The sequence below is a fragment of the Pelagibacterium montanilacus genome, from assembly GCF_003992665.1.
GTDB lineage: Bacteria > Pseudomonadota > Alphaproteobacteria > Rhizobiales > Devosiaceae > Pelagibacterium > Pelagibacterium montanilacus.
The window spans coordinates 36,949-58,327 of the sequence record NZ_RZMX01000051.1 but is presented as its reverse complement, the minus strand read 5'-3'; the positions used below and the strand labels follow the sequence as shown (position 1 = coordinate 58,327).

18 protein-coding genes and 1 riboswitch are annotated in these 21,379 nt (G+C 65.2%); of the genes, 9 read left to right on the top strand and 9 right to left on the bottom strand.

The genetic code is table 11. The annotated features are described in order from the left end of the window. Positions 1–57: 57 nt before the first annotated feature. On the bottom strand, positions 58–432 hold the full coding sequence (locus EO136_RS13825) for a DMT family protein (RefSeq protein ID WP_127144984.1): 375 nt from the start codon (positions 430–432) through the stop codon (positions 58–60). Positions 433–602: 170 nt separating this feature from the next. Here EO136_RS13825 and EO136_RS13820 point away from each other — a divergent pair, with 170 nt between their 5' ends. Further along, the gene (locus tag EO136_RS13820) at positions 603–1,367 is read left to right on the top strand and encodes a cytochrome c oxidase assembly protein (RefSeq protein WP_246018383.1); all 765 of its coding nucleotides are present in this window, start codon (positions 603–605) and stop codon (positions 1,365–1,367) included. Beyond that, complete coding sequence (locus EO136_RS13815; protein ID WP_246018382.1) at positions 1,364–1,870, top strand: CopD family protein; 507 nt, start codon at positions 1,364–1,366, stop codon at positions 1,868–1,870. The genes EO136_RS13820 and EO136_RS13815 overlap by 4 nt, the downstream gene beginning before the upstream one ends. On the opposite strand, the gene EO136_RS13810 is transcribed toward EO136_RS13815, so the two are convergent. Then, the gene (locus EO136_RS13810; protein WP_127144983.1) at positions 1,848–2,348 is read right to left on the bottom strand and encodes a DUF2231 domain-containing protein; all 501 of its coding nucleotides are present in this window, start codon (positions 2,346–2,348) and stop codon (positions 1,848–1,850) included. The two genes, EO136_RS13815 and EO136_RS13810, sit on opposite strands and share 23 nt — an antisense overlap. An 87-nt stretch (positions 2,349–2,435) precedes the next feature. Between EO136_RS13810 and coxB the strand changes: the two genes are divergently transcribed. Genes coxB through EO136_RS13795 form a run of 3 tightly spaced genes read left to right on the top strand, consistent with a single transcriptional unit; the run spans position 2,436 to position 5,940 of the window. Next, a complete protein-coding gene (gene coxB / locus EO136_RS13805) occupies positions 2,436–3,071 on the top strand; it encodes a cytochrome c oxidase subunit II (RefSeq protein ID WP_246018381.1) in 636 nt (211 codons plus the stop codon). Further along, the gene (gene ctaD / locus EO136_RS13800) at positions 3,068–5,593 is read left to right on the top strand and encodes a cytochrome c oxidase subunit I (RefSeq protein WP_127144981.1); all 2,526 of its coding nucleotides are present in this window, start codon (positions 3,068–3,070) and stop codon (positions 5,591–5,593) included. The genes coxB and ctaD overlap by 4 nt, the downstream gene beginning before the upstream one ends. Further along, positions 5,590–5,940: a hypothetical protein gene (locus tag EO136_RS13795; protein ID WP_127144980.1), complete on the top strand. Its 351-nt coding sequence runs from the start codon at positions 5,590–5,592 to the stop codon at positions 5,938–5,940. Before ctaD ends, EO136_RS13795 begins: the two co-directional genes overlap by 4 nt. Here the strand turns inward: EO136_RS13795 and EO136_RS13790 are convergent, their stop codons facing one another. Together EO136_RS13790 and EO136_RS13785 are read right to left on the bottom strand one after the other, a co-directional pair. Then, the gene (locus tag EO136_RS13790; protein ID WP_127144979.1) at positions 5,941–6,930 is read right to left on the bottom strand and encodes a cobalamin biosynthesis protein; all 990 of its coding nucleotides are present in this window, start codon (positions 6,928–6,930) and stop codon (positions 5,941–5,943) included. A 70-nt stretch (positions 6,931–7,000) separates the two neighbouring features. Further along, positions 7,001–8,017: a LacI family DNA-binding transcriptional regulator gene (locus tag EO136_RS13785; protein WP_127144978.1), complete on the bottom strand. Its 1,017-nt coding sequence runs from the start codon at positions 8,015–8,017 to the stop codon at positions 7,001–7,003. Positions 8,018–8,140: 123 nt separating this feature from the next. Here EO136_RS13785 and EO136_RS13780 point away from each other — a divergent pair, with 123 nt between their 5' ends. Further along, positions 8,141–8,635, top strand: coding sequence for a hypothetical protein (locus tag EO136_RS13780; protein WP_127144977.1), 495 nt, complete (start codon positions 8,141–8,143; stop codon positions 8,633–8,635). Here the strand turns inward: EO136_RS13780 and cobO are convergent. Genes cobO through cobW form a run of 3 tightly spaced genes read right to left on the bottom strand, consistent with a single transcriptional unit; the run spans position 8,632 to position 14,148 of the window. Then, entirely contained in the window at positions 8,632–9,243 is a 612-nt protein-coding gene (gene cobO, locus EO136_RS13775; protein WP_425466628.1) for a cob(I)yrinic acid a,c-diamide adenosyltransferase, read from the bottom strand. The genes EO136_RS13780 and cobO overlap by 4 nt on opposite strands. Positions 9,244–9,275: 32 nt before the next feature. Beyond that, positions 9,276–13,088 (bottom strand): cobaltochelatase subunit CobN, encoded by a 3,813-nt coding sequence (cobN, locus tag EO136_RS13770; protein WP_127144975.1) that lies wholly within the window; start codon positions 13,086–13,088, stop codon positions 9,276–9,278. Positions 13,089–13,092: 4 nt separating this feature from the next. Then, positions 13,093–14,148, bottom strand: a complete 1,056-nt coding sequence (gene cobW, locus EO136_RS13765; RefSeq protein ID WP_127144974.1) for a cobalamin biosynthesis protein CobW — start codon at positions 14,146–14,148, stop codon at positions 13,093–13,095. A 70-nt stretch (positions 14,149–14,218) separates the two neighbouring features. After that, positions 14,219–14,455: riboswitch (cobalamin riboswitch) on the bottom strand. Positions 14,456–14,544: 89 nt separating this feature from the next. Between cobW and EO136_RS13760 the strand changes: the two genes are divergently transcribed. After that, positions 14,545–15,522, top strand: coding sequence for an aldo/keto reductase (locus EO136_RS13760; RefSeq protein WP_127144973.1), 978 nt, complete (start codon positions 14,545–14,547; stop codon positions 15,520–15,522). 80 nt (positions 15,523–15,602) lie between these two features. On the opposite strand, the gene EO136_RS13755 is transcribed toward EO136_RS13760, so the two are convergent. Further along, positions 15,603–17,396: a methyl-accepting chemotaxis protein gene (locus EO136_RS13755; protein WP_127144972.1), complete on the bottom strand. Its 1,794-nt coding sequence runs from the start codon at positions 17,394–17,396 to the stop codon at positions 15,603–15,605. Between the two features lie 424 nt (positions 17,397–17,820). On the opposite strand from EO136_RS13755, the gene EO136_RS13750 reads away from it, so the two are divergent. Beyond that, a complete protein-coding gene (locus EO136_RS13750; protein WP_127144971.1) occupies positions 17,821–20,451 on the top strand; it encodes an autotransporter outer membrane beta-barrel domain-containing protein in 2,631 nt (876 codons plus the stop codon). A 133-nt stretch (positions 20,452–20,584) separates the two neighbouring features. On the opposite strand, the gene EO136_RS13745 is transcribed toward EO136_RS13750, so the two are convergent. Beyond that, a complete protein-coding gene (locus EO136_RS13745; protein ID WP_127144970.1) occupies positions 20,585–20,914 on the bottom strand; it encodes a nuclear transport factor 2 family protein in 330 nt (109 codons plus the stop codon). A gap of 68 nt (positions 20,915–20,982) precedes the next feature. On the opposite strand from EO136_RS13745, the gene EO136_RS13740 reads away from it, so the two are divergent. Continuing rightward, the gene (locus tag EO136_RS13740; RefSeq protein ID WP_127144969.1) at positions 20,983–21,378 is read left to right on the top strand and encodes a winged helix-turn-helix transcriptional regulator; all 396 of its coding nucleotides are present in this window, start codon (positions 20,983–20,985) and stop codon (positions 21,376–21,378) included. Position 21,379: the final 1 nt, after the last annotated feature.

The window sequence follows — 21,379 nt, the reverse complement described above, 5'->3', positions numbered from 1 at the left end:
TGCGGGCATAGAGACGGGAGCCGGCGGTGGCTCCCGTCTCGCCCATTTTTGAAGGGTTTACTTCAATGGGCCTTTGAAGATGAAAAACGCGCCCAGCGCGATTAAGGCAAAGCCCAGCACGTGGTTGAGGGTGAATTTCTCACCCAGGTAAAAGATCGCAAACAGCGCAAAGACCGAAAGCGAGATCACCTCGTGAATGGTTTTGAGCTCGGCCCCCGAATAGACCCCGTAGCCGATCCGGTTGGCCGGGACCGCCAGCCAGTATTCAAAGAACGCGATCCCCCAGCTCGCCATCACGACCACCCACAAGGCCGCGCCGGGGAATTTCAGGTGCCCGTACCAGGCAAAGGTCATGAAGACGTTCGAGGCGATGAGCAGGCCGATCGGTGCGAGCACCGGAAACAGCGAGGAAGCGACGAGGGCGGCGGGCATCGGGTTTCGGTTCCGGGGGAGGGCGGCGCTGGGCCGGATCGCAAATCCAAAGCGACAATCGGGAAATTTTTGCAATAGAAATCTGCATGCTCACCTGCGCGCGGGATCGAATCCGCACCTGCCGCGTTAGGCCAACGTGAAAGTCCGCGTGGGTCGGCGGACCATTAAGCGTGCAGGGGGCGCATCTGACGGTGCAATCGATCACCTATGATCCCTATTGCGGACCGGCGCCCCTGCCGGCCGATCTTTGGGCTGCCTGGAATCTCGACCCCGTCCTGATCCTTGCCATGCTGGCCTCGTTTCTGGCCTGGCGTGTGGCAGGTCGGCGTGATCGGGTGGGGTTGCGCGCCAATCTCGGCGCGCAACTGCTCATCGCGCTTGCGTTCGTGTCCCCGCTCTGCGCTCTCTCCTCGGCGCTGTTTTCCGCGCGCGTCGCCCATCATCTGGTGCTGATAGGCGGCATCGCGCCGCTTCTGGCCATCGCCTTTCCCTGGCGGCGCGGGCCCATGCTGCCGCTCTCGGCGCTGGTCATCGGGCATGCGACCATCGTGTGGCTCTGGCATGCCCCTGGGCCTTATGGCTTCGCCCTCAGCTCGCATGCCGCCTATTGGCTCATGCAGGCGACGCTCGGGATCAGCGCCTGGGCGCTCTGGCGCGGCGTGCTCTCACCTTTCGCGCGCAACGGGCGTGGCGCCTTCGCACTTCTGGCCACCATTATGCAGATGGGGTTCTTAGGCGCGCTGCTCGTCTTTGCGCCCCAGCCGGTCTTTGCGCCCCATTTCGGCACCACAGCGCCCTTCGGGCTCTCCCCGCTGACCGATCAGCAGCTTGCAGGGCTCCTGATGTGGGTGCCGGCCTTCGTGCCCTATGCGGGCGTCGCCATCTGGCAATTGGCCGGATCGCTGCTGCCGCGCGTGCCAAGGCCCGCTCAATGATCGTCACGGTGCTCAAGATCGCCCACATCACGGCGATCTCGGTCTGGGCGGCGGGGCTGATCTGCATGCCGTTCCTCTTCCGCCAGCGCATCGACCAGATCGAGGACCGCGACCTTCACCGCATGCACGCCATGGTGCGGTTCCTCCATATCGTGATCGTCTCGCCGGCGGCCTTCGTCGCCGTGGGCACGGGAACCGCGCTCATTTTCTTTCAGCAGACCTTCGATGCCTGGTTCACGATCAAGCTGTTCCTGGTGGGCCTCCTGGCCATCATCCACGTGCTGACCGGGCTCGTGATCCTCAAGCTGTTCAAAGAGGCTGGACGCTATCCCAAATGGCGCTATCTGATGGTCACCGGCATGACCACCGTGGTCGTCGCGTGCATTCTGGTTGTGGTGTCGGCCAAGCCCCGGATCGATGCCATGGATTTTGCAGGCGAAATCTTTGTGCCCGGCGCCCTGGGCACCATGCTCGACCCGCTTATTCGTCAGGTGATACCATGAGGCCGACACCGTGATCGAACACCAGCTTGCCGCCATGCCACCCGGCAATCCCGGTGAAGATCGACGCCAGGACCGAAAGCGCCAGCCCATGGGGCAGCACTTCCTCGGGCGCCACCAGCCGCAGGCCCCAATTGGTGCCGGCGATGGCGAGCAGCGTCATGGCGGCCACCGCATGGGTCCAGCTTCCCACACGCGAGCGGATGCCTTTGACCAGCAGCAATTCCGCGGTTCCCACGAGAGCGGCGGCGACGCCGAATGCAAAGGCAAAGCCCGCGCTCCAGACGCCGGCGCGCAGGAAAAACGGATCGCCCCAGAACCAGTAGAGCACGTCGATCCCCAGCGTGCCGATCACCAGCGCAATGGGAAAGTGCACGCTCATGGCGTGCAGCGGATGGCCGGCGACAGCGACCGCCGAGGTCAAATCCATCTCGCGCAGATCGGCCATGACCGGGCTGACGGGTTCTTTCTCTTCGACCATAGCGCCCCTTGCCGTGTTCCTGCATCCCAGCGTCGCAGATCAACGCGTCTCTGCGCAAGGGCGTTCCCGGCTTTTGCGCTGCCCATCGTGCTCGGCGCCTGCTCGGGCCCGCTCTCCGCGCTCGATCCCGCGGGGCCGGCCGCATCATCGATCGCCACGCTCTGGTGGACCATGCTGGTCGGCGCGGCGCTTCTGTTCCTCCTCGTCATGGGCCTGCTGCTTGCCGTCTACATCCGCCCCGGCTTCGGCTCACGGCTCGCTGGCACCCGCTGGATGCTCTATGGCGGGCTGGTCATGCCGACGGTGGTGCTGACCGCGCTGGTCGTTTACGCCCTGGTGCTCGGCGAACGCATCCTTGCCCATCCCGACCCCAGGGTGCAGCGGGTTTCGGCCCACGGGGTGATGTGGGACTGGCGGTTTTCCTACCCCGACAATCCCGGCGCGGCTCCGACCGACGAGCTGCACATCCCGGCAGGCGAGCCGGTCGATGTGCTGGTCACCTCCGGGGACGTCATTCATTCGTTCTGGGTCCCAAGGCTCGCGGGCAAGATCGACGCCATCCCCGGCCACGAGAACATCGTGCGCATCACCGCCGACCGGCCCGGGACCTATCGGGGCGTGTGTGCCGAATTTTGCGGGCTGGGCCACACCGACATGAGGTTCACCATCATCGCGCACGAGCCGGATGACTACCAACAGGCCGTCATGGAGGCGGGCTCATGAAGGCGAGCGACGAGGCCGCTGTCCCCAAAAGCGCCATCCGCCTGCACAAGGAGCTCGACAGGATCTGGCGCTCGGGCCGCGGCTTTAAGCGCCTTTCGGCGGTCAACCATACCGTGATCGGCAAGCGCTTCATGCTCACCGCCATGGTGTTCTTTGCCATAGGGGGCGTCCTCGCCATGACGCTGCGGGCCCAGCTCGCAACGTCCCAGGCAGCGTTCGTGGGCCCTGAAATCTACAACCAGCTCTTTTCGCTGCACGGTACGGTGATGATGTTCCTCTTCGCCATCCCCATGCTCGAGGGGCTGGCGATCTATCTTCTGCCCAAGATGCTGGGTGCGCGTGATCTCGCCTTCCCACGCATCACCGCCTTCGGGTACTGGTGCTACCTGTTCGGGGGCACCATCATCGTGGGGTCGCTGTTCTTCGGGGTGGCGCCCGACAGCGGCTGGTTCATGTACACCCCGCTCTCATCCAAGCCCTACACTCCCGGGATCAACGCCGACATCTGGCTTTTGGGCGTCACCTTCGTCGAGATCTCGGCGGTTTGCGCGGCGGTCGAGATCACCGTCTCGATCCTGAAGTTCCGCGCCCCGGGCATGTCGCTTGAAAAGATGCCGCTCTTTGCCTGGTACATGCTGGTGACTGCGCTGATGATGGTGGTGGGCTTTCCCCCCCTCATCCTCGCCTCGATCCTGCTCGAACTCGAGCGCGCCTTTGACATGCCCTTTTTCGATCCCGAGCGGGGCGGCGATCCGCTGTTGTGGCAGCACCTGTTCTGGCTGTTCGGCCACCCGGAGGTCTATATCATCTTCCTGCCCGCTGCCGGGGTGATCTCGACCCTTATCCCGGTCTTTGCGCGGCGTCCCATCATCGGATATCGCGCCATCATCATTGCCATCGTGGCGCTGGCGTTCCTCTCGTTCGGGCTCTGGGTGCACCACATGTTCACCGTGGGCATCCCGCATCTGGCGCTCGCGTTCTTTTCCGCCGCCAGCGCGGTGGTGGCCATTCCCACGGCCGTGCAGATCTTTGCCTGGCTGGCGACGCTGGCGCACGGACGGCCGCAGTTTGCCGTGCCCATGCTCTATGTCTTCGGGTTCTTCGTGGTGTTCGTCATGGGCGGGTTGACCGGGGTCATGCTGGCCATGGTGCCGTTCAACTGGCAGGCCCATGACAGCTATTTCGTGGTCGCCCATCTCCACTATGTGCTGGTGGGGGGCTTTGTCTTCCCGCTTCTGGCCGGCCTCTATTACTGGATGCCCCATGTGACGGGCCGGGAAACGGTGCACAGGATTTCGGTGCCAGCCTTCTGGCTGATCTTTGTCGGCTTCAACCTTACCTTCTTTCTGATGCACCTTACGGGCCTGATGGGCATGCCGCGGCGCATCTACACCTATCCCGGCGCCTTTGGCTGGGACTGGCTCAACCTTCTGTCCTCGGTCGGCGGGTTCATCCTCACCATGGGCTTTGCGCTGGTGGCCACCGACATGATCCTCCAGTTCCGCTTCGGCAAGCAGTTCCGGCGCAATCTCTGGAAGGCAGGGACGCTCGAATGGGCGATGCCGACCCGCCCCGCCTCCTATAATTTTGCTTCCATCCCCCATATCGAGGCCCGCGCCGACGATCTGGACGTCAACGTCCTGGGCCCGGAGCTGGCCGCCGGCAAAGGCTATCTCGGCTTTACCCGGGAAGGCCGCATGGAAACGCTTGCGGTCGACATGACCACCGGGCGGGCCGAGCACATCGCGCTCCTGCCCAATTCGAGCTATCTGCCGCTGGTCTCGGCCATCCTCACCGGCTGCGCGGTGCTCTCGATGCTGTTCGGCTTTTACTGGGTGGCGCTCTTTTTCGCGGTGCTGGTGGCGCTGGGGTTCATCTGGTGGAGCCAGGCCACCCCCATTCGCCCCGATATCGGGCTGCTCGATGCGGGCAGGGGCCTCTCCCTGCCGCCCCATACGGAAGTGGATGGCCCGGTCTCCTGGTGGGCCACGGTCTTTGCGCTGGTCTGCAACGGCACGCTGTTCTCGTCACTGTTGTTCGGCTCGATCTACAATTGGCTGGTCGCGCCCAACTGGCCCCCGGCACAGATCGTCGAGCTCGGACTCTCCGGCTATTTCGCGCTGGCCGGGTTCGTGCTTGTTCCCGTTCTCGGACGGCTCATCGTCCGGTCCAACATCGCGGGCTCGCCACTCGTCCCGCTCGGGGCTCTGGCGGTGGTCTATTGCGCGGTCATCGCGCTGCTGGCGCTGGCTATTGCCGCCATGCCCGACCCCACCAGCCATGCCCATGTCTCCACTTCCGTGGTGCTCCTGGGCTATGGCGCGCTGCACGCGGTGATCGGGCTGCTTTTCATCGCCAATGCGGTGATCAAGGTCCTGCGCGGCTTCATCGTCCCGGGCGCGCAGCTCGAGCTGCGCATCGGAAAGCTCTGGCACGATTACACGGCCCTGACCGGAATCATCGCAATCATCGCCGTACTGGCCATGCCGGCGATGATCGGCATGCTCGCGGGGGTGCGATGAAACCCGCCTCGCCCGTCCCCTCTCATCGGATGCTGCTGATCGTTCTGGGCTTTGTCGTCTGGTCTCTCGCCTTCGTCGTGCTCTATGGCACCAACGCCATCGGCTGCGCCTTTGGCTGGCCAGAGGGCCTCCAGCGCAACGTCCTGCTGGGGCTTTTTGCCCTCCACCTTCTGGCGCTCAGCGCGTTGGGATCGTGGACATGGCATCGCTGGAGAGCGCGGCGGGATGACTCCACCCAGCCGGCCCCACTGCTCGAATATCTGGGGTTTGGGCTCACCGCGGCCGCATTCGGGGCTACGGCATTGACGCTTCTGCCCACGGTCCTTGTGACCATGTGCGCGCCCTGATCAGGGAGCCTTGCCGAACGCCTCGGGGTCGATGGGGTCCTCAGCCCGGCCGATCGCGCATGTCGCGTGGGCCGATTTCTGCTTGGGGACGACAAGCGCCCCGGCCTTGAGCGCCGCGGCCTCGCAGACACCCGCAAGCCCCGTGGTGCCGGCCACCGCCTCGGACGGAGTGGCCAGCCGCCGGGCCTGGGCATCGAGCGTGCGCTTGCCGAACACCCGCAATGGCACGCCAAGCTGGGCGGCCGCGCCCTTCAGACCGTCATGGTCCTTGAGCTTGTCATAGCTCGCGAGCGCGGCAAGGCTCTGGCGCGCCAGTCCCGCCGCCGCCAGCGCGGCGGTCACCAGGCCGGCGATCTCGTCGGCGCCGGCGCCTGAAGAGCACCCGATCCCGGCCACCAGCGTGCGCGGATGCACCACCAGCCCGTTTGCTGCGCCTGCGCGCTCGGTGATCACCAGCTTGCGGCTCCCCGCCGGATCGACGGGATAGCCAGCGAGCGAGAGCCAGCCCGATGGGCCCTCGACGTTCAGCCGCTCGCCCTTGAGGAGCGCCGCCATCAGGGCGCGGGCGGCGGACAGGTCGCTCACCACATAGCCCGGAGGCGGATCCTCGAGCGAAAAATCATAGAGAGAATCCGAAAGCGAGGTGACGCCGGCCATCCCGCGGAACCCTTCGGCGACCCAGCGGGCAAGGGCATTGGCTCCCCGATGCACGCCCAACAAGGGCACGGCGACCTTCCCGTCCGCCGAAACCGCAACCACGGCCGGCTCGTCCGCCTTGGGCCCGAGGTCCCCGCCCAGAAGCCGGATCAGCGCTCCGGCCGAGCACACGCCCACGATCGGGGTCCGCGCACAGTATGAGGCGCGCACCAGCGGTTCGGGATCGGTCCGGCCCGGCCCGCAGAAATGGACTGGAGACCCCAGAAGCTGGGCCACATGCCGGGCGGTGTCGTCCCCCCGAGGGGTCGTTGAAAAAACCAGAGGCTGCTTCACGCGAGAATAACTTGATGGAAATAGACAGGTATCTGATCGAGCCTTAGCACGTGCGGGCGCCGGACGGCAATCAGGTGCCGGGCGGGCAGACGCTGTCGCGCTCCACCAGCTCGAGCGGCAATTCGATCATCTCCTCGGCGCGCTCGCCCTCGATCAGGGCCAGCACCAGATCCATGGCTCGCATGCCCATGGCTTCCCGCGGCTGCCGGATCGAGGTCAGTGCCGGGATCGCAGCCTCGGCAAAGACGATATCGTCGAACCCCACCACCGAAACCTCTTTTGGAACGCGGATGCCGAGCCGCGTCGCCTCGGCAATGAAGCCGAGCGCGACCTCGTCGTTAGCGCAAAAGATCGCCGTGGGCCGGTCGGGCCGCGCAGACATGGTCTGGGCAGCCCCGCGTCCGGTCTGGATCGAAAAGCCCCCCTCGAATGCCTCAGGCCAGGCCGGCGCAAGACCGGCCTCTGCGAGCGCGCGGACAAGTCCGCCCGCCCGGGCCCGTCGCACCGGCGTGCCCTCCGGGCCCGGAATATGTGCGATGGCGGTATGGCCCATGGCCAGAAGGTGCTTGCCCGCCAGATAACCCGCGCGCTCGTTGTCGACGAGGATATGGGGCAGGGCGAGATGTCCGCGTTCTTCCCCGATCCCCACGATGGGCGGCGGCCCGCCATAGTGCTCGCGCAAGACCGAGGTGTTTACCCGCGAGGCTTCGAGCCCCGAAAGGACCACAACCCCGTCGACCCGCCCGGTGCGCAGATGGGCCGCGATCAGCGCATCGGTGCTCGTGTGCATGGGGCTGGCGATCATGATCTCGTGGTCCAGCGCCTCGGCGCGGCGCTGGACGCCCCGGAACAACTCGGAATAGTAGATGTTGCCGATATTGCGGGCCACGACCATGATCATGCGCGAGCGCTGGGTCTTGAAGCTGCGGGCCGTCTCGCTGCGCACATAATCGAGCGCATCGATCGCCGCTTCCACGCGCGCCAGCGTCGCCTCGGTCACCTGATCGGGCGTATTGAGCGCGCGCGACACCGTGGCGGTTGATACCCCGGCATGGCGGGCGACATCTGCGATTGAGGCCCGTTTCACGTCAGCTCGCGCTCCCCAGCATCGAGCGTTTGTCCTATCCCTCTCGCCGGTCCGCGGCAAGATGCCGGCCAGGTGCCAACAGGTGCCTTGCCTAAGCCCCAATCGATCGGCAAATCTGGCTCCATGATTCGCGCTTTCGTCTTTCTCGTTCTGCTTGGGCCCCTGGCGGCGCAGGCCGCCCTTGCGGCGGACTGGACGCGCTATGTCAATCCGCGTTTCGGGGTGGGCGTGGACATCCCGCCCGGTTATGCGCCCCAGTCGGGTGCGCTCGTGCCCTCCGGAGACGGCAAGCGCTACCGGGCCGACAACGGCCGCTCGGCAATCACCGTGTGGGGAAGCCTGCTGGATGGGCCCGATTTCTCGTCCCAGACCCGGGCGCGCATCGCCGCCGACGAGGCCGAGGGCTGGTCGATCACCTATCGCTCGGAAACCCCGGACTGGGCCGCCTGGACGGGCACAAAGGCCGGCCACGTCTTTTACACCAAGACGCTGCTGGTCTGTAACGATACCCAGACCGCCAATGTGCGGCTGGACTACCCAGCGCGCGACATCCCCGATTTCGACCCCATCGCCAACCGGCTTGGCAACTCCCTCGCCCAGGACGGCGGCTGCTTTTAAAACTCGATACCAGCCTGCGCCTTGACCCCCTGCTCGCGGAAGGGGTGCTTGATTAGCGTCATTTCCGTCACCAGATCGGCGATCTCGATCAGTTCGTCCTTGGCGTTGCGGCCCGTCACGATCACATGGGTATCTACGGGCCGGTTGCGCAGGGTCTCGATCACCTCATCGAGCGGCAGATAATCATAGCGCAGGCAGATGTTGAGCTCGTCGAGCAGCACCATTTTGTAATCGGGATCGGCGATCAGCGCCCTGGCCTTGTCCCAGGCCTGGCGCGCGGCGGCGAGATCGCGCTGGCGGTCCTGGGTTTCCCAGGTAAACCCGTCGCCCATGGCGTTGATGGTTACCTGATCTGGGAAATGGTCGAGGATGTCGCGTTCCCCGGTATTCCATTTGCCTTTGACGAACTGGACGATCCCCACCTTGAATCCGTGGGCGATGGCCCGGAACACCATCCCGAAAGCGGCGGTCGATTTTCCCTTGCCCTTGCCGGTGTGGACGATCAGCAGGCCCTTCTCGCTCTGGTTGGCCGCCACCAGCTTGTCGCGTGCGATCTTCTTTTTGCGCATCTTCTCTGCGTGATAGGCGTCGCGCTCGGCCTCGTTCATCAGATCGGTCTTTTTGGGACGCGGCGTCTCGGTCATCTGATCTCTCCGGAAAGATAGGCGGGGGCAGCGTTGGACCGCGGCGCCCAGAAGCCGCGCTCACGCGCCTCGGTGAATTTTGCGAGCAGTTCCTCATAGCCGAACCGGTTGGCCCCGATGAGGAAGGCCCGGGTCTCCTCGTCCTCGACGAATGCCTCGAAGGCGAGGTCGAAATGGTGGGATTTGACCGCGCCGGTGGTGGCGGCGAACCCGAACATGAAATCGACCGTGGCCACCATCTCGAACGCCCCGCGATAGCCGTGGCGCTTCATCCCCTCGATCCATTTGGGATTGACCACCCGCGCCCGCATGACCCGCGAGATTTCCTCCTCGAGCGTGCGGACCTTGATCGCCTGGGGTCGGGAGGTGTCGGTGTGGTAGGCGGCAGGCCGGGCGCCCGAGAGCATCTCGACCGCAGCGGAAAGCCCGCCTTCGAACTGGTAGTACTGGTCGGAATCGAGCAGGTCGTGCTCGGCATTGTCCTGGGACTGGAGCACCGCATCGGCACTTTTCAGCCGATCGGCGAACAGCGCCTTTTCCGCGATGCCCTCGGAATGGGCGCCATAGGCGTGCTGCCCGGAGGCCAGCACCGCCTGGGCGAGATCGCCCTTCTCGCGCCAATTGCCCGAATCGAGGAGCTTGCCCACCCCCGTGCCGTATGCCCCCGGCGCCGCCCCGAAAATCCGGTGGCCGGCGCGCAGCGCGGCGTCCTCCTGGGACGCGCCCTCGGCCATCAGCCCCAGCGCGTCGGTGCGCATGCGCGCGGCGATGGGATTGTCCTCGATCGGCTCGTCCAGAGCCCCGATGGCGCGGACCGCCCTGTCGAAAAGCGCGATCTGGGCGGGAAAGGCGTCGCGGAAAAACCCCGAAATCCTAAGCGTCACGTCCACTCGTGGCCGACCGAGCTTTGCGAGCGGGATGATCTCGTAGCCCATCACAGCCAGCGATGCGCCCTGCCATTTGGGCCTGGCGCCGATCAAGGCCAGCGCCTGGGCGATGTCGTCGCCGCCCGTGCGCATATTGGCCGTGCCCCAGACGCTCATGGCCAGCGCGGTCAGCCAGACCCCGTGTTCCTGGAAATGGCGCTTGAGCAGCGCGTTCGCGGCCCGCTCGCCCAGCGCCCACGCGGTCTGGGTGGGAATGGCGCGGTTGTCCACCGAATAGAAATTGCGCCCCGTGGGCAGGGTGTCGATTCGCCCGCGCGTCGGCGCTCCCGAGGGGCCCGGGGCCACGAACCGGCCGTCCAGCCCGGCGATCAGCGCCCGGGCTTCGGCAGGCCCGCAGGCGGCGACCCGGGGCCGGATATCGGTCTCGATCATTTCGAGCACCGCCCGTGTCGCGCTCCAGTCTGGATGGGGCGCCCGGCCCGAAACCAGCTCGGCAGCCAGCGCTTCGAGCCGTTCGATGGTGTCGCCCGCCGTCCGCCATACCCCGCCGGTCGCCAGGACCGAGGGCCGAGGACCAGCCCAGGGGGCGGCCATCTCAAGGCTCAGCGGATCGACCCCGAGCCCCAGATCGTCTGCCAGCGCGGCGATCAGCGAGCCGTTGCCGTCCTGCCCGTCCCCGCGCGGCACGCGCGCAAACGCGATCACGAGGTCGCGCTCGAACGCCCCGGTCGGGGAGCGGCCGAAAACGTGCAGGCCGTCCCGGATCTGGGATTCCTTGAGCTCGCACAGAAAGGTGTCGATGGTCGCGAGCGCCAGGGTCTCGTCCTCGGGCAGGGCCATGTCCCGGTCGAGCCGCGTATCGCGGGTGAAGTCGAGAATGCGCCGCTTGAGATCCTCGAGCCGGCGGTGATCCATGCCGCTGGCCGCGTAATATTCGTCGAGCAGCGCTTCGAGGTCCTTGAGCGGGCCATAGGTCTCCGCCCGGGTCAGCGGCGGCACCAGATGATCGATGATGGTCGCGCCAGCGCGCCGCTTGGCCTGGGTGCCTTCCCCCGGATCGTTGACGATGAAGGGATAGAGATGCGGCAATTGTCCCCAGAGCACGCCGGGGTAGGATTCGCTGTCGAGCGCGGTGGCCTTGCCCGGCAGCCATTCGAGATTGCCGTGCTTGCCATTGTGGATCAGTGCATGAATGCCGAAGGCACGCACCAGCCAGAGATAGCTGGCGATATAGGCGTGGGGCGGCACGAGATTGGGATCGTGAAAGCTCTCTTCCTCGGCCACATCATAGGCCCGGGCCGGCTGCAACAGGATCGCCGCATTGCCCAGGCGCTTGACGGGCAGGTGGAAGCCATCTCCCCGCACGAACGGATCGGCCTCCGGCGTCCCCCAGCGCGCCGTGACGTCCTCGGCGATGCACGGATGCAGCTCGGAGAGCCATTGGCTGTAGAGCACGAGCGGCAGGATGGCATCGGACACCCCATGGCTCGGGCGCCCGTTGGTCGGCCCGGTCTGGAGATGTTCGATCAGCGCGGTGCCCGATTCCAGCGCCCCATAACCGGCAACTGGAGCCCCCCTCTCCCCTTGTGGGAGAGGGGCCGGGGGTGAGGGGGCATCCGAGCCGGCGACTGGCTCAGCCCCCCCGACATCATACCCCGCCTCTGCCATCAGCCGAAGGATCTCGACCGTCGATTGGGGCGCGTCATAGCCCACTCCGTTGGCGAGCCGTCCGTCGCGCAGGGGATAGTTGGCCAGAACGATCCCCACCCTGCGTTCGGCCCGCGGGGTTTGCTGAAGCCGCGCGTAGTTGGCCGCCAGCGCCACGGCTCGCTTGACCCCCTCGGGCTCGGGCACAAACGAGGTGAGCGGGCATTGCGTGCGTTCGTGCCAGACCGCTTCAGCCTTGTGCCCCACCAGCAAGGCCCCGACCCGCCCGTCGATCTCGGGCAGCACCACCTGCATGGCGAGGTCTTTTTGCGTTAGCCCCCTTGGATCGGCTTCCCAGAGCGCGGACGGGCGCGAGCCCTGGAGAAGCTGGATCACCGGCGCATCGGTCAGGGCGAAAGGGTTGGCCTCGGGCGCCAGATCGCCGACACCGAGCGCAAACCCGGTGAGATTGAAGATCGCCGCGGGCCTGATCGCCCCCAGCGCCTCGCGCACGAATTGGGCGCATTGGGCCTGCTTGAGCGAGGAAATGACGATCGGCACGGGCGCGAGACCGGCGGCGCCCAACTGCGCGATCAGCGCCTCGAGCGTTGCCGTACCCGCCCCTTCTAGCAGAGCGCGGTAAAATAGGATCGGCACGTGGCGCCGATGATGCGCGCCCTCCTCGGGCCGGGCAGGGCACGTCAGCCGGGCGGGGCCGTCGATGATGCCGCGCGCGCGATCCCAGAACCCGAATGCAGGCAGGGCCTCGGGCGCCTCCACGGCCATTTCCCTTCCTTCGGCCAGCGCAACCATTGCTGCGAGAATGGCGTCGGCGGCGTCCGGCCCGCCGGTCAGAAACAGGCTGTTGAGCCGGTGCCAGTCGTCCTCATCGAGTGTCGAGCGGGAAAGAAGGCTGGGGTCGGGCTGACCGTCACCGGGCAGAAAGGCAAGAGGGATGCCCCTCTGGCGCGCGAGCATTTCGATCTCGTCGCACCCATAGGGCCAGTAGGCGGGCCCCCCGATCAGCCGGATGACGATCGCCCCGGCCCCCGAAAGGGCCTGCTCGCACCACAGGTCTACGGAAAAATTATGCGCCAGCCGCATCAGGCTCGCGAGCCGCAGGCCCTCTTCGCCCGCCCGATCCGCGGCGGCGGCCAGCATGGCCAGCTCGCTGTCGGCCGAAGAGGCGAACGCCATCCGCCCGGGCGTCTGGCCCGGGTCGATCGCCTCTCCGTCCTGCTGAAGTGCCCCGGCCTGTGCGGCGAGAAGGTGCATGGCCTCAGGCCGCCTGCATCACCTGCCGCAGGCTGGCCTCGATCGTCTCGCGGGCCAGCGGGCTTTCCCCGATCACCACCAGCCGGGTCTGCCGCGCCTCGCCCTCGGTCCAGGCCCGGTCGAAATAGGCGTTGACCCTGGGCCCCACCGCCTGGATCGCCAGCCGCGCGCCAGCGCCAGGGATCGCAGCAAAGCCCTTGAGCCGCAACACATCGTGCTCGGCGATGGTCCGTGAAATGGCTTCGAGCAGCTCGGTCTTGCCCGGGCCGGCCTCGAGCGTCAGCGAGAAGGAGTCGAAATCGTCGTGCTCGTGGCCTTCCCCGTCATGCTCGAGCTCGTGATGGCTTTCCCGGCCCTCCAGATCGTCCTCGGTGCCCATCCCGAGCCCCAGAAGCGCTGCGGCATCCACATGCCCGTTGGCCGCGCGCACGATCGAGGTGCCCTTGCGCATGTGTTTTTTAAGCTCGGCTTCCACCCCGTCCAGCGCCTCTGCGGCCACCAGATCGGTCTTGTTGAGCACGATCATGTCGGCAGCCACCAGCTGGTCCTCGAACAATTCCCCCAGCGGGGTGTCGTGGTCCAGCATCTCGTCGAGCCGGCGCTGCGCGTCGACCGCTGCTTCGTTGGCGGCAAACCGGCCTTCGGCGAGCGCCGCGGCATCCGCCACCGTGATCACCCCGTCGATCGTGACTTCCGCCTTGATCTCGGGCCAGTTGAAGGCGCGGATCAGCGGCTGGGGCAGGGCCAGCCCCGAGGTCTCGATCACGATATGGTCGGGCCGGTCCGGCCGCGCCAGCAGCGCCTTCATGGTGGGAATGAAATCGTCGGCCACCGTGCAGCAGATGCAGCCATTGGCCAGCTCGATCATGTCCTCTTCCCGGCAGGTTTCGTCCCCGCACCCCGCGAGCACGTCCTTGTCCACGCCGATATCGCCGAACTCGTTGATGATCAGGGCGATGCGGCGCCCCTTGGCATGGGCGAGCAGGTGGCGGACCAGCGTCGTCTTGCCGGCCCCCAGAAATCCGGTGATCACGGTCGTGGGGATGCGTTGGGTCGTCATGTCGAGATGTCCTCCTTGGCCCGTCCACCCGACAGGCTCGGAAATGATGTGCACCTCCACGGCTGTGAAGGTCCGGCTAGCTGTGCTGGCAGGTCTCCTGGCTTGCCGCTGGTTGGCGAACCATTTGCCCCTTCCCGGCGTTTGCTCCTTAAGGGGCGTGCGTCCAGTGGATCGGCAAAGGCTCTCGCGGCCTACAGTTGCGGGGGCAGCCACGGCATAGGTCCCTTGTGGGGTCGTCCGCACCGTGTTCCCTTTCTCACCTGCCGCTCGCGTCGCGAAGGGCAGGACCAGCACTGCAAAGCACTGGCACGGGCACCAACCCAAGTCAATTGCATCCCATCTTCGCCTCGCCTATCAAGGATGCAGGCCTTCTGAACGAGCAACGGAGACGACCCCATGAAGACGCGGCGGCTTGGCAAGACCGGACTTGAAGTTTCCGAGATCGGTCTGGGCTGCTGGCAGCTCGGGGGCGATTTCGGCCCGGTCACCGATGAGGATGCCTCCACGATCCTCGCCAATGCCGCACGGTTGGGCGTCACCTTCTGGGACACGGCAGACGTCTATGGCGGCGGTCTGTCCGAGCACCGCATCGGCACCTTTTACGGCAAGCCCGCCGGACTTGTGGTGGCCACCAAGCTCGGCCGCTCTCCGGCGCTCTATCCCGACAAATACACCCGCGGCGGGGTGCGCGAGAGCCTCGAGAACTCCGCGCGCCGGCTGTGCGTCGAAACCCTCGATCTCGCCCAGCTCCACTGTGTGCCGCCCGCGGTTCTCAAGGACGGCGAGATTTTCACCTGGCTCGAGGAGTTCAAGGCCGACGGCCTCATCCGCAATTGGGGCGCCAGCGTGGAAACCATCGAGGAGGCGCTGATCTGCCTCGAGCATGATGGCCTTGCCACGCTCCAGATCATCTTCAACCTTTTCCGCCAGGACGCCACCGAGCAGCTCTTCGACCGCGCCATGGAAAAGGACGTAGGCATCATCGTGCGCCTGCCGCTGGCCTCGGGCCTGCTTTCGGGCAAGTTCAGAAAGGACAGCGAATTCGCCCCTTCCGACCACCGCAATTACAACCGGGACGGGCAGGCGTTCTCGGTGGGCGAGACCTTCTCGGGCCTGCCGTTCGAGACCGGCGTGGAGCGCGCCGAAGAGTTGCGCCAGTTCATGCCCGATGGGATGAACATGACCCATTTCGCCCTGCGCTGGATACTCGATCACAAGGCCGTCTCGACCGTGATTGCCGGGGTGTCGCGCGCCGACCAGATCGGGGTCAACGTGGAAGCCGGCGATCTCCCCGATCTGCCCGCTTCCGTGCATGAAAAACTTGCCGCGTTCTACCGCGAACGCGTCCGGCCCGCTGTTCGCGGCGCGGTCTGATCCTCCCCTTTCAGGGCGGGTTCCGCAACAGATCGAGGTTCGAGAGCTCCCGTTCTGATCCAATCAGAACGGGATAGGATCTAGAACTGGTCCCAATCGGCCGAGACCGCCAGGGCGCCCTCGATCCGCCGCTGCGGCGGCGCGGTGCGCCTGGGCGCCGGGGCTCCGCTCGCCGCGGCGATCCTGGGCTTGGCCGGCACCTCGACCCCGTCCGGAAGGACGAACGCGTCGATGAGCGTATCGACCCTCTGGGCCTGATCCTCGGTCTGCTCGATCGCTGCATTGGTCTCTTCGACCAGCGCGGCATTGTGCTGGGTCATTTCGTCCATCTGCCCGATCGCGACGCTGATCTCGGCCAGCGCCGAGGCCTGCTGACCGTTGGCCTGGGCAGTTTCCTCCATCAGATGGGCGTTCTCCTTGAGTCGGTCGACCATCTCGCCCAGGCGCGTCGCCGCAGCGGCAACCAGCCGGGACCCTTGGGTAACCGCGTCGTTGGATTGCTCGACGAGACCCTTGACCTCTCCCGATGCGCTGGCCGCCGACTGGGCGAGTCGGCGCACTTCCATGGCCACCACGGCAAAGCCGCGCCCCGCATCGCCGGCTCGAGCCGCCTCCACCGATGCGTTGAGCGCAAGCAGATTGGTCTGGAACGCGATCCCGTCGATCAATTCGATGATGTTGGCGATTTTTGCCGATCGGTGGCTGGCCGTGTCCATGGCCTGATTGGCCTCGTCCATCGCCGCGCCTGTGGCCTGCGCGCCGCTGGCGACGGTCCTGGCGTTGTCTCCGGCCGCGCTGGCGCGCTTGGCATTCTCGTTTACCGCTGCCGACAGCCTCTCGATCGAAGACCGGGTTTCCTCCACCGCCGCCGCCTGGCGGGCGGTGCGCTCGGCGAGGTCGTTCGCCCCCACGAGGATTTCGCCCGTCGCCCCGCGCAGGGCCCGTGAGGTCGAGCGCAGCTCGCGCACGATGCTGCCGAACCGTTCGACCGTCTGGTTGAAGGCGTGGCGGACCGATTCGAGCTCTTGGGGGAAACTCGCTTCGATCCGGCATTCGAGGTCCCGGTCGGCCAGCCGCTCGAGCGCCTGGCTCAACCCGATCACCGCCTGTTTGCGCCCCGTGATCTCGGTGGCGAACTTGACCACCTTGTAGGGCACCCCGTCTGCGTCGAGGATGGGATTGTAGGAGGCCTGGATCCAGACCTCGCGACCGCCCTTGGCCAGGCGCTTGTACTGGGCCGAGTGGTATTGCCCGCTCGCCAGGCTGCGCCAGAACGCCCCATAGGCGGGGACGGCGGCGTCCTCGGGGGTCACGAACATGCGGTGGTGCTGGCCCGCGATCTCGTCGCGGCGATAGCCCATGGTCTCGCAGAAATTCTCGTTTGCCTCCAGGATCGTGCCCTCGAGGGTGAACTCGATCACCGCCTGGGACCGCGAAATCGCGGCGATCTGGCCAGCCGTGTCAGCGGCCTGCCGGTGGCGGTCGGTCACGTCGGTGGCCACCTTGATGATCCGGTAGACCTTTCCGTCCCGGCCGCTGATCGGGGTGTAGCTGGCCTCGAGCCAAACGTCCCGCTCAGCCTTGTCGCGGCGCTTGAAGCGTCCGGACTTGATCTCGCCCCGCGCCAGGTCCGACCAGAACCGCTGGTAATCGGGCGCCGCCGCCGCGGCGGGGTCCAGGAACATACTGTGATGACGCCCTGCAACCTCTTCGGGCGCGTGGCCGGTCAGCGCCAGGAAATTGGCGTTGGCGGTGATGATCGTCCCGTCAGGCTCGAACTCGATAATGCATTGTGTGCGGTGGAGTGCGGCGATCGTATCGACGCAGAGCTGAGCATGCTTGACCGCTCGGGAACGCAAAAATGGCACACCCATCCTGGAGATATTCCTTGTCCGTGGATCGGTAGAATTACCCAATGAGAGTTAAGGTTTTCGTATCGCGCGATACGATCTCCACCCCGGCGGCCCCTTGTTGTTTAGTGCAGGATTGTGAGGTGCGAACAGCGGCTTGGAGTTCATGGGGCCGCAATTGCCGTGCGTCCTCAATCGAGGCTTTGGATTGCACTGCCGGTCGCCAGTATCCCGTTCCGGGCTGTTATGGATTCAAGTTTGACTCATGAAGAATTCGAAACTATAGTGCCGGAAATAGGGGGCGATGGGACGCGTTCTCTTGTATCCGTAAAATTGTAGTCAGTCGAACATCGTTTGACTGGACATTTCAGTTCGGCCAAAGGCTGCCGGCTGCGGATTTCAAGGCGTCCGTGCTGTTGCCAGGGACATCTGGGCTGAGGAAATTTCTATGACCGGGCACAAGAACACCTTGCTGGCCACGAGCGCGGTCGCCGCGCTCGTGGTGGCGATCGCATTGCCTGCTTTGGGGCAGATAACGCCGTATAATCAATTCGATATAGATCCCGATCCGAGCGCATGGGAGGGCGATCGGGCGTTTCCGGCTGGGTTTGAGTTGCTGGAAGAGTTTGAGGGCCGGGAAGACGTGTTGGCTCTGTTGATCAACCCACCCGCCAGCTTGGACTCGTGGTACAATTGGCAGGGCTACCAGCAGGACATTGATGTCGGCGTTGGCAATTCCTTCCTGCGCGGCGATCTTTGGGTGGAGTCCGGATGGGCGACCGGGACCGACGATGATTTCGTCCACACGGGCATGTGGAGTGCACTCGGGTCGGATGGCGACATTCACTCATATCCCATCATGCATTTCACGAGCCAAGGCGGCGCAGGGCGGCTGGTAGTATGGGATCCATCCCAGCCATTGGGTTCGGAATGGATAGAACTTCCCGATACCGCGGATCTGGTCCACTACGATGGCTGGAACACCATGGATACCCGCTTTCTCAAGGACGAGCAGGCGGTTGAATACGTCTTCAACGGAGAGACAGTCTATCGCTGGGAGCTGCCGGAGCTGTCCGAAGAAGACTGGCCGGAAGGCGAGCAGGTAGACGAGTTTCTCAAGATATTCCTCAATGCTCGCAACAACGGCGAGACGTCCTACACGAGTCGCTGGTCCGAACTTATGGCCGGGTTGTTCATGCAAGCCGGGGAGGAATTCACTGATGTTGAAGGTGACGTGGCCATCGAACTGGGAAGTACCCCTGGTGGATCGGTGACTGTCGGGGATGATGCCGAAATATCTGGCTCGGTTAGCTCTGACGGCGGCGATTCCGGGGGCGCAGTGGTGTTCGGCGGGAGCGCCGATATCGGCGGCAGCGTGACGGGCAGCAATACCAGCTTCGTCTTCTCGTCTCAGCCCGGCGCAAACACGTCCATCGGGGGCGGTGTCGCCCTGAACGAAGGCAGTTCGACCTCGGGCGGCACGCCGGACGCCCCGATTGAGGTCGAGGGCGATGTTGACGTCGACTCGACCTCAACCCTCGGCGGGAACTGGTCCATCACAGGCGACTTCACATCGGACGGGACCACATCGGCCGGCAACTCCATCGGCGAAGTCCATGTCAACGGCAACAAGACGTTTCAGGCCAACCATGTGCTTGAGACGGAACTCACCGGTCAGCCCGATCCCGAAAATGACCGGTACACGGCCACAGGAACCATCACCCTGAATGGCGCGGCGGTATTCTCGATCCTCGACGGTGTCGAGTTCGGCCACGCCTATGATTTCCTGAGGGGCGACGAAATCGACGGTGACTTCGATACGGTTGATTACGATCGCAACTATGTTTTCTTCGCTCTGCCCGAAATCAATGCAGATACTGTCGGGGACGATGAACTCCGCACCGTCACTATCACCCGCAAGGATCTCCACATCGCCGATGGCGCGGACTCTGCAAACCAGCTTGCCGTCGCCCGGGCCCTTGATGCGCTCAGCGACGCGGATGTTGAAAACGACAACACCAATGAGGTGCTGAACTCCATCCTTGTTTCCGACGGCTTCGGAGCCGTCCGCGCCGGGCTCGACGGATTTTCGGGCGAGGTTCATGCCTCGGTCCTGGGCGCGCTCGCTCATGGTGGCCCGTCCCTCGCCGGTGTCGCGGTGGACCGGCTGCGCCACGCGCCGGGCGCCGAGACGGCGCCGGTCATCATGTCCTATGCACCCATGTCCGGTGATCTCGGCGAGCCTTACGGTGCCGTCGCCGGGCCGCGCGTCTGGGGCCACATCAGCGGAACCGATCGCTCGAGCGATGCTGACGACGGGGTGGCAGCGACCGATGCCGACACCGTCCAGTTGCTGATCGGCGCTGAATCTCTGCTCGATGCCGGTTGGACGGTCGGGGCCTTCCTTGGCTACAGCAAGACCCATCTCGACATCCCCGACAGGGCGTCCACCGCGCAGTCCGACGGATTCCAGGCCGGCCTTTATGGCGGCACCGAGTGGGATGATTTCACGTTCCGGCTCGGCGCCAGCTATACGGGACACAGCGTCACAACCAGCCGTGAGGTGCGCGTGGGGCTCGATACCCAGACGCTCGAGGCCGATTACGGGGTCAATGGCGGCCATGTCTTTGGCGAGATCGGCCACCGTTTCATGCTGTCCGGTGCCGTTCTCGAGCCGTTCGTGCGGCTCGAACACACTCACCTGTCCTCGGGCAGCTACACCGAATCGGGCGGCGACGCCGCGCTCACCGGCTCGGGTGATGTCCTTGACGCAACGTTTGCCACCATCGGTGCACATGCATCCACGCCGCTCGATCTTGGCAATGGCGTCGGCGGTGGTCTCGAGGCACTGGTGGGCTATCGTCACGCCTTGCACGTGTCGGGCGGCGCCACCCACGGATTTGCCGATAGCGATGCGTTCAGCGTCGACGGCACCGTGCCCCAGTCAGCCTTCGTCCTGGGCGCCGGCGTGTCCCTCGAGCTCTCCGAAGGCGCCACGCTCGATGCCTCCTATGCCGGTGAGTTCGGGGAAAGCGCCCGGTCGCACACGGTCAAGGCAGGGCTTTCGGTCAGCTTCTGATCGACTGGGTGCAGCGGATTGGCTCCTGCCTGCCCCATGGGATCGGATGAAGGGCTGGCTGGCGGTTCCCGTCAGCCAGCCCTCATGTTCTTCTGGCGGCCCGATCGAGGCAGGCCGCAGCGACCGGGTGGGGTCAGGGCGCGATCGAAAGGCGGGTGATCTGGTCGTCTTCGAGGGTGAACGTAAAGCGCAGGACGATCGGGCTCCCCGGGAAGCTGCCTGTGACCTCGGCCGAAACTTCGACATGGTCCCCGTGGCCCGATGTACTCTTGATCTCGGCGCGGTTATCGTATCGCGCGGCGGTATCCTCCATCCAGGCGCGGATGGCGTCGGGCCCGACATGGTCCTCGCCTTCGTCCTTGACCACCGCGGAAGGGGCGAAGCCGGAGACGGCCAGCGCATAATCCTTGGTGTTCTTTCCGGCGAAGTAGTTCTCGATGGATGTGGGCAAGGTGTCTGACATGATTTGGCCTGTTTGCTTGCGTTGCGTGGGCGCTTGTTGCCGCAAAGAGATGGCGCTACGCTGCAGCAATGACAAGAACAGACAAAAAAGTAAGGGACTTACCCTCGAGTAAGGATCAGTTCGCGACCCCCAATGCGGCGGCCGACGGCGTGGAAGACGTGCTGCGCATTCTCGAGGGCCGCTGGAAGCTGGTGATCCTGTTTCACCTGTTCGGCGGAAAAGTGCTGCGCTTTTCCGAGCTCGAGCGGGAGATTCCCGCCGTGTCGCAGAAAATGCTGATCCAGCAATTGCGCCAGCTCGAAAAGGACGGGGTCGTCCGCCGCATCGTGCACCATCAGGTGCCGCCCAAGGTGGAGTATTGCCTCACCGATTGGGGGCAGGCGCTCTGCCCGGCGCTTGACGCACTGCTGACCTGGGCAACGACCCGTCCCGAGGATGCGGTGCCCGGCGCGCTGGCTCCCTGAT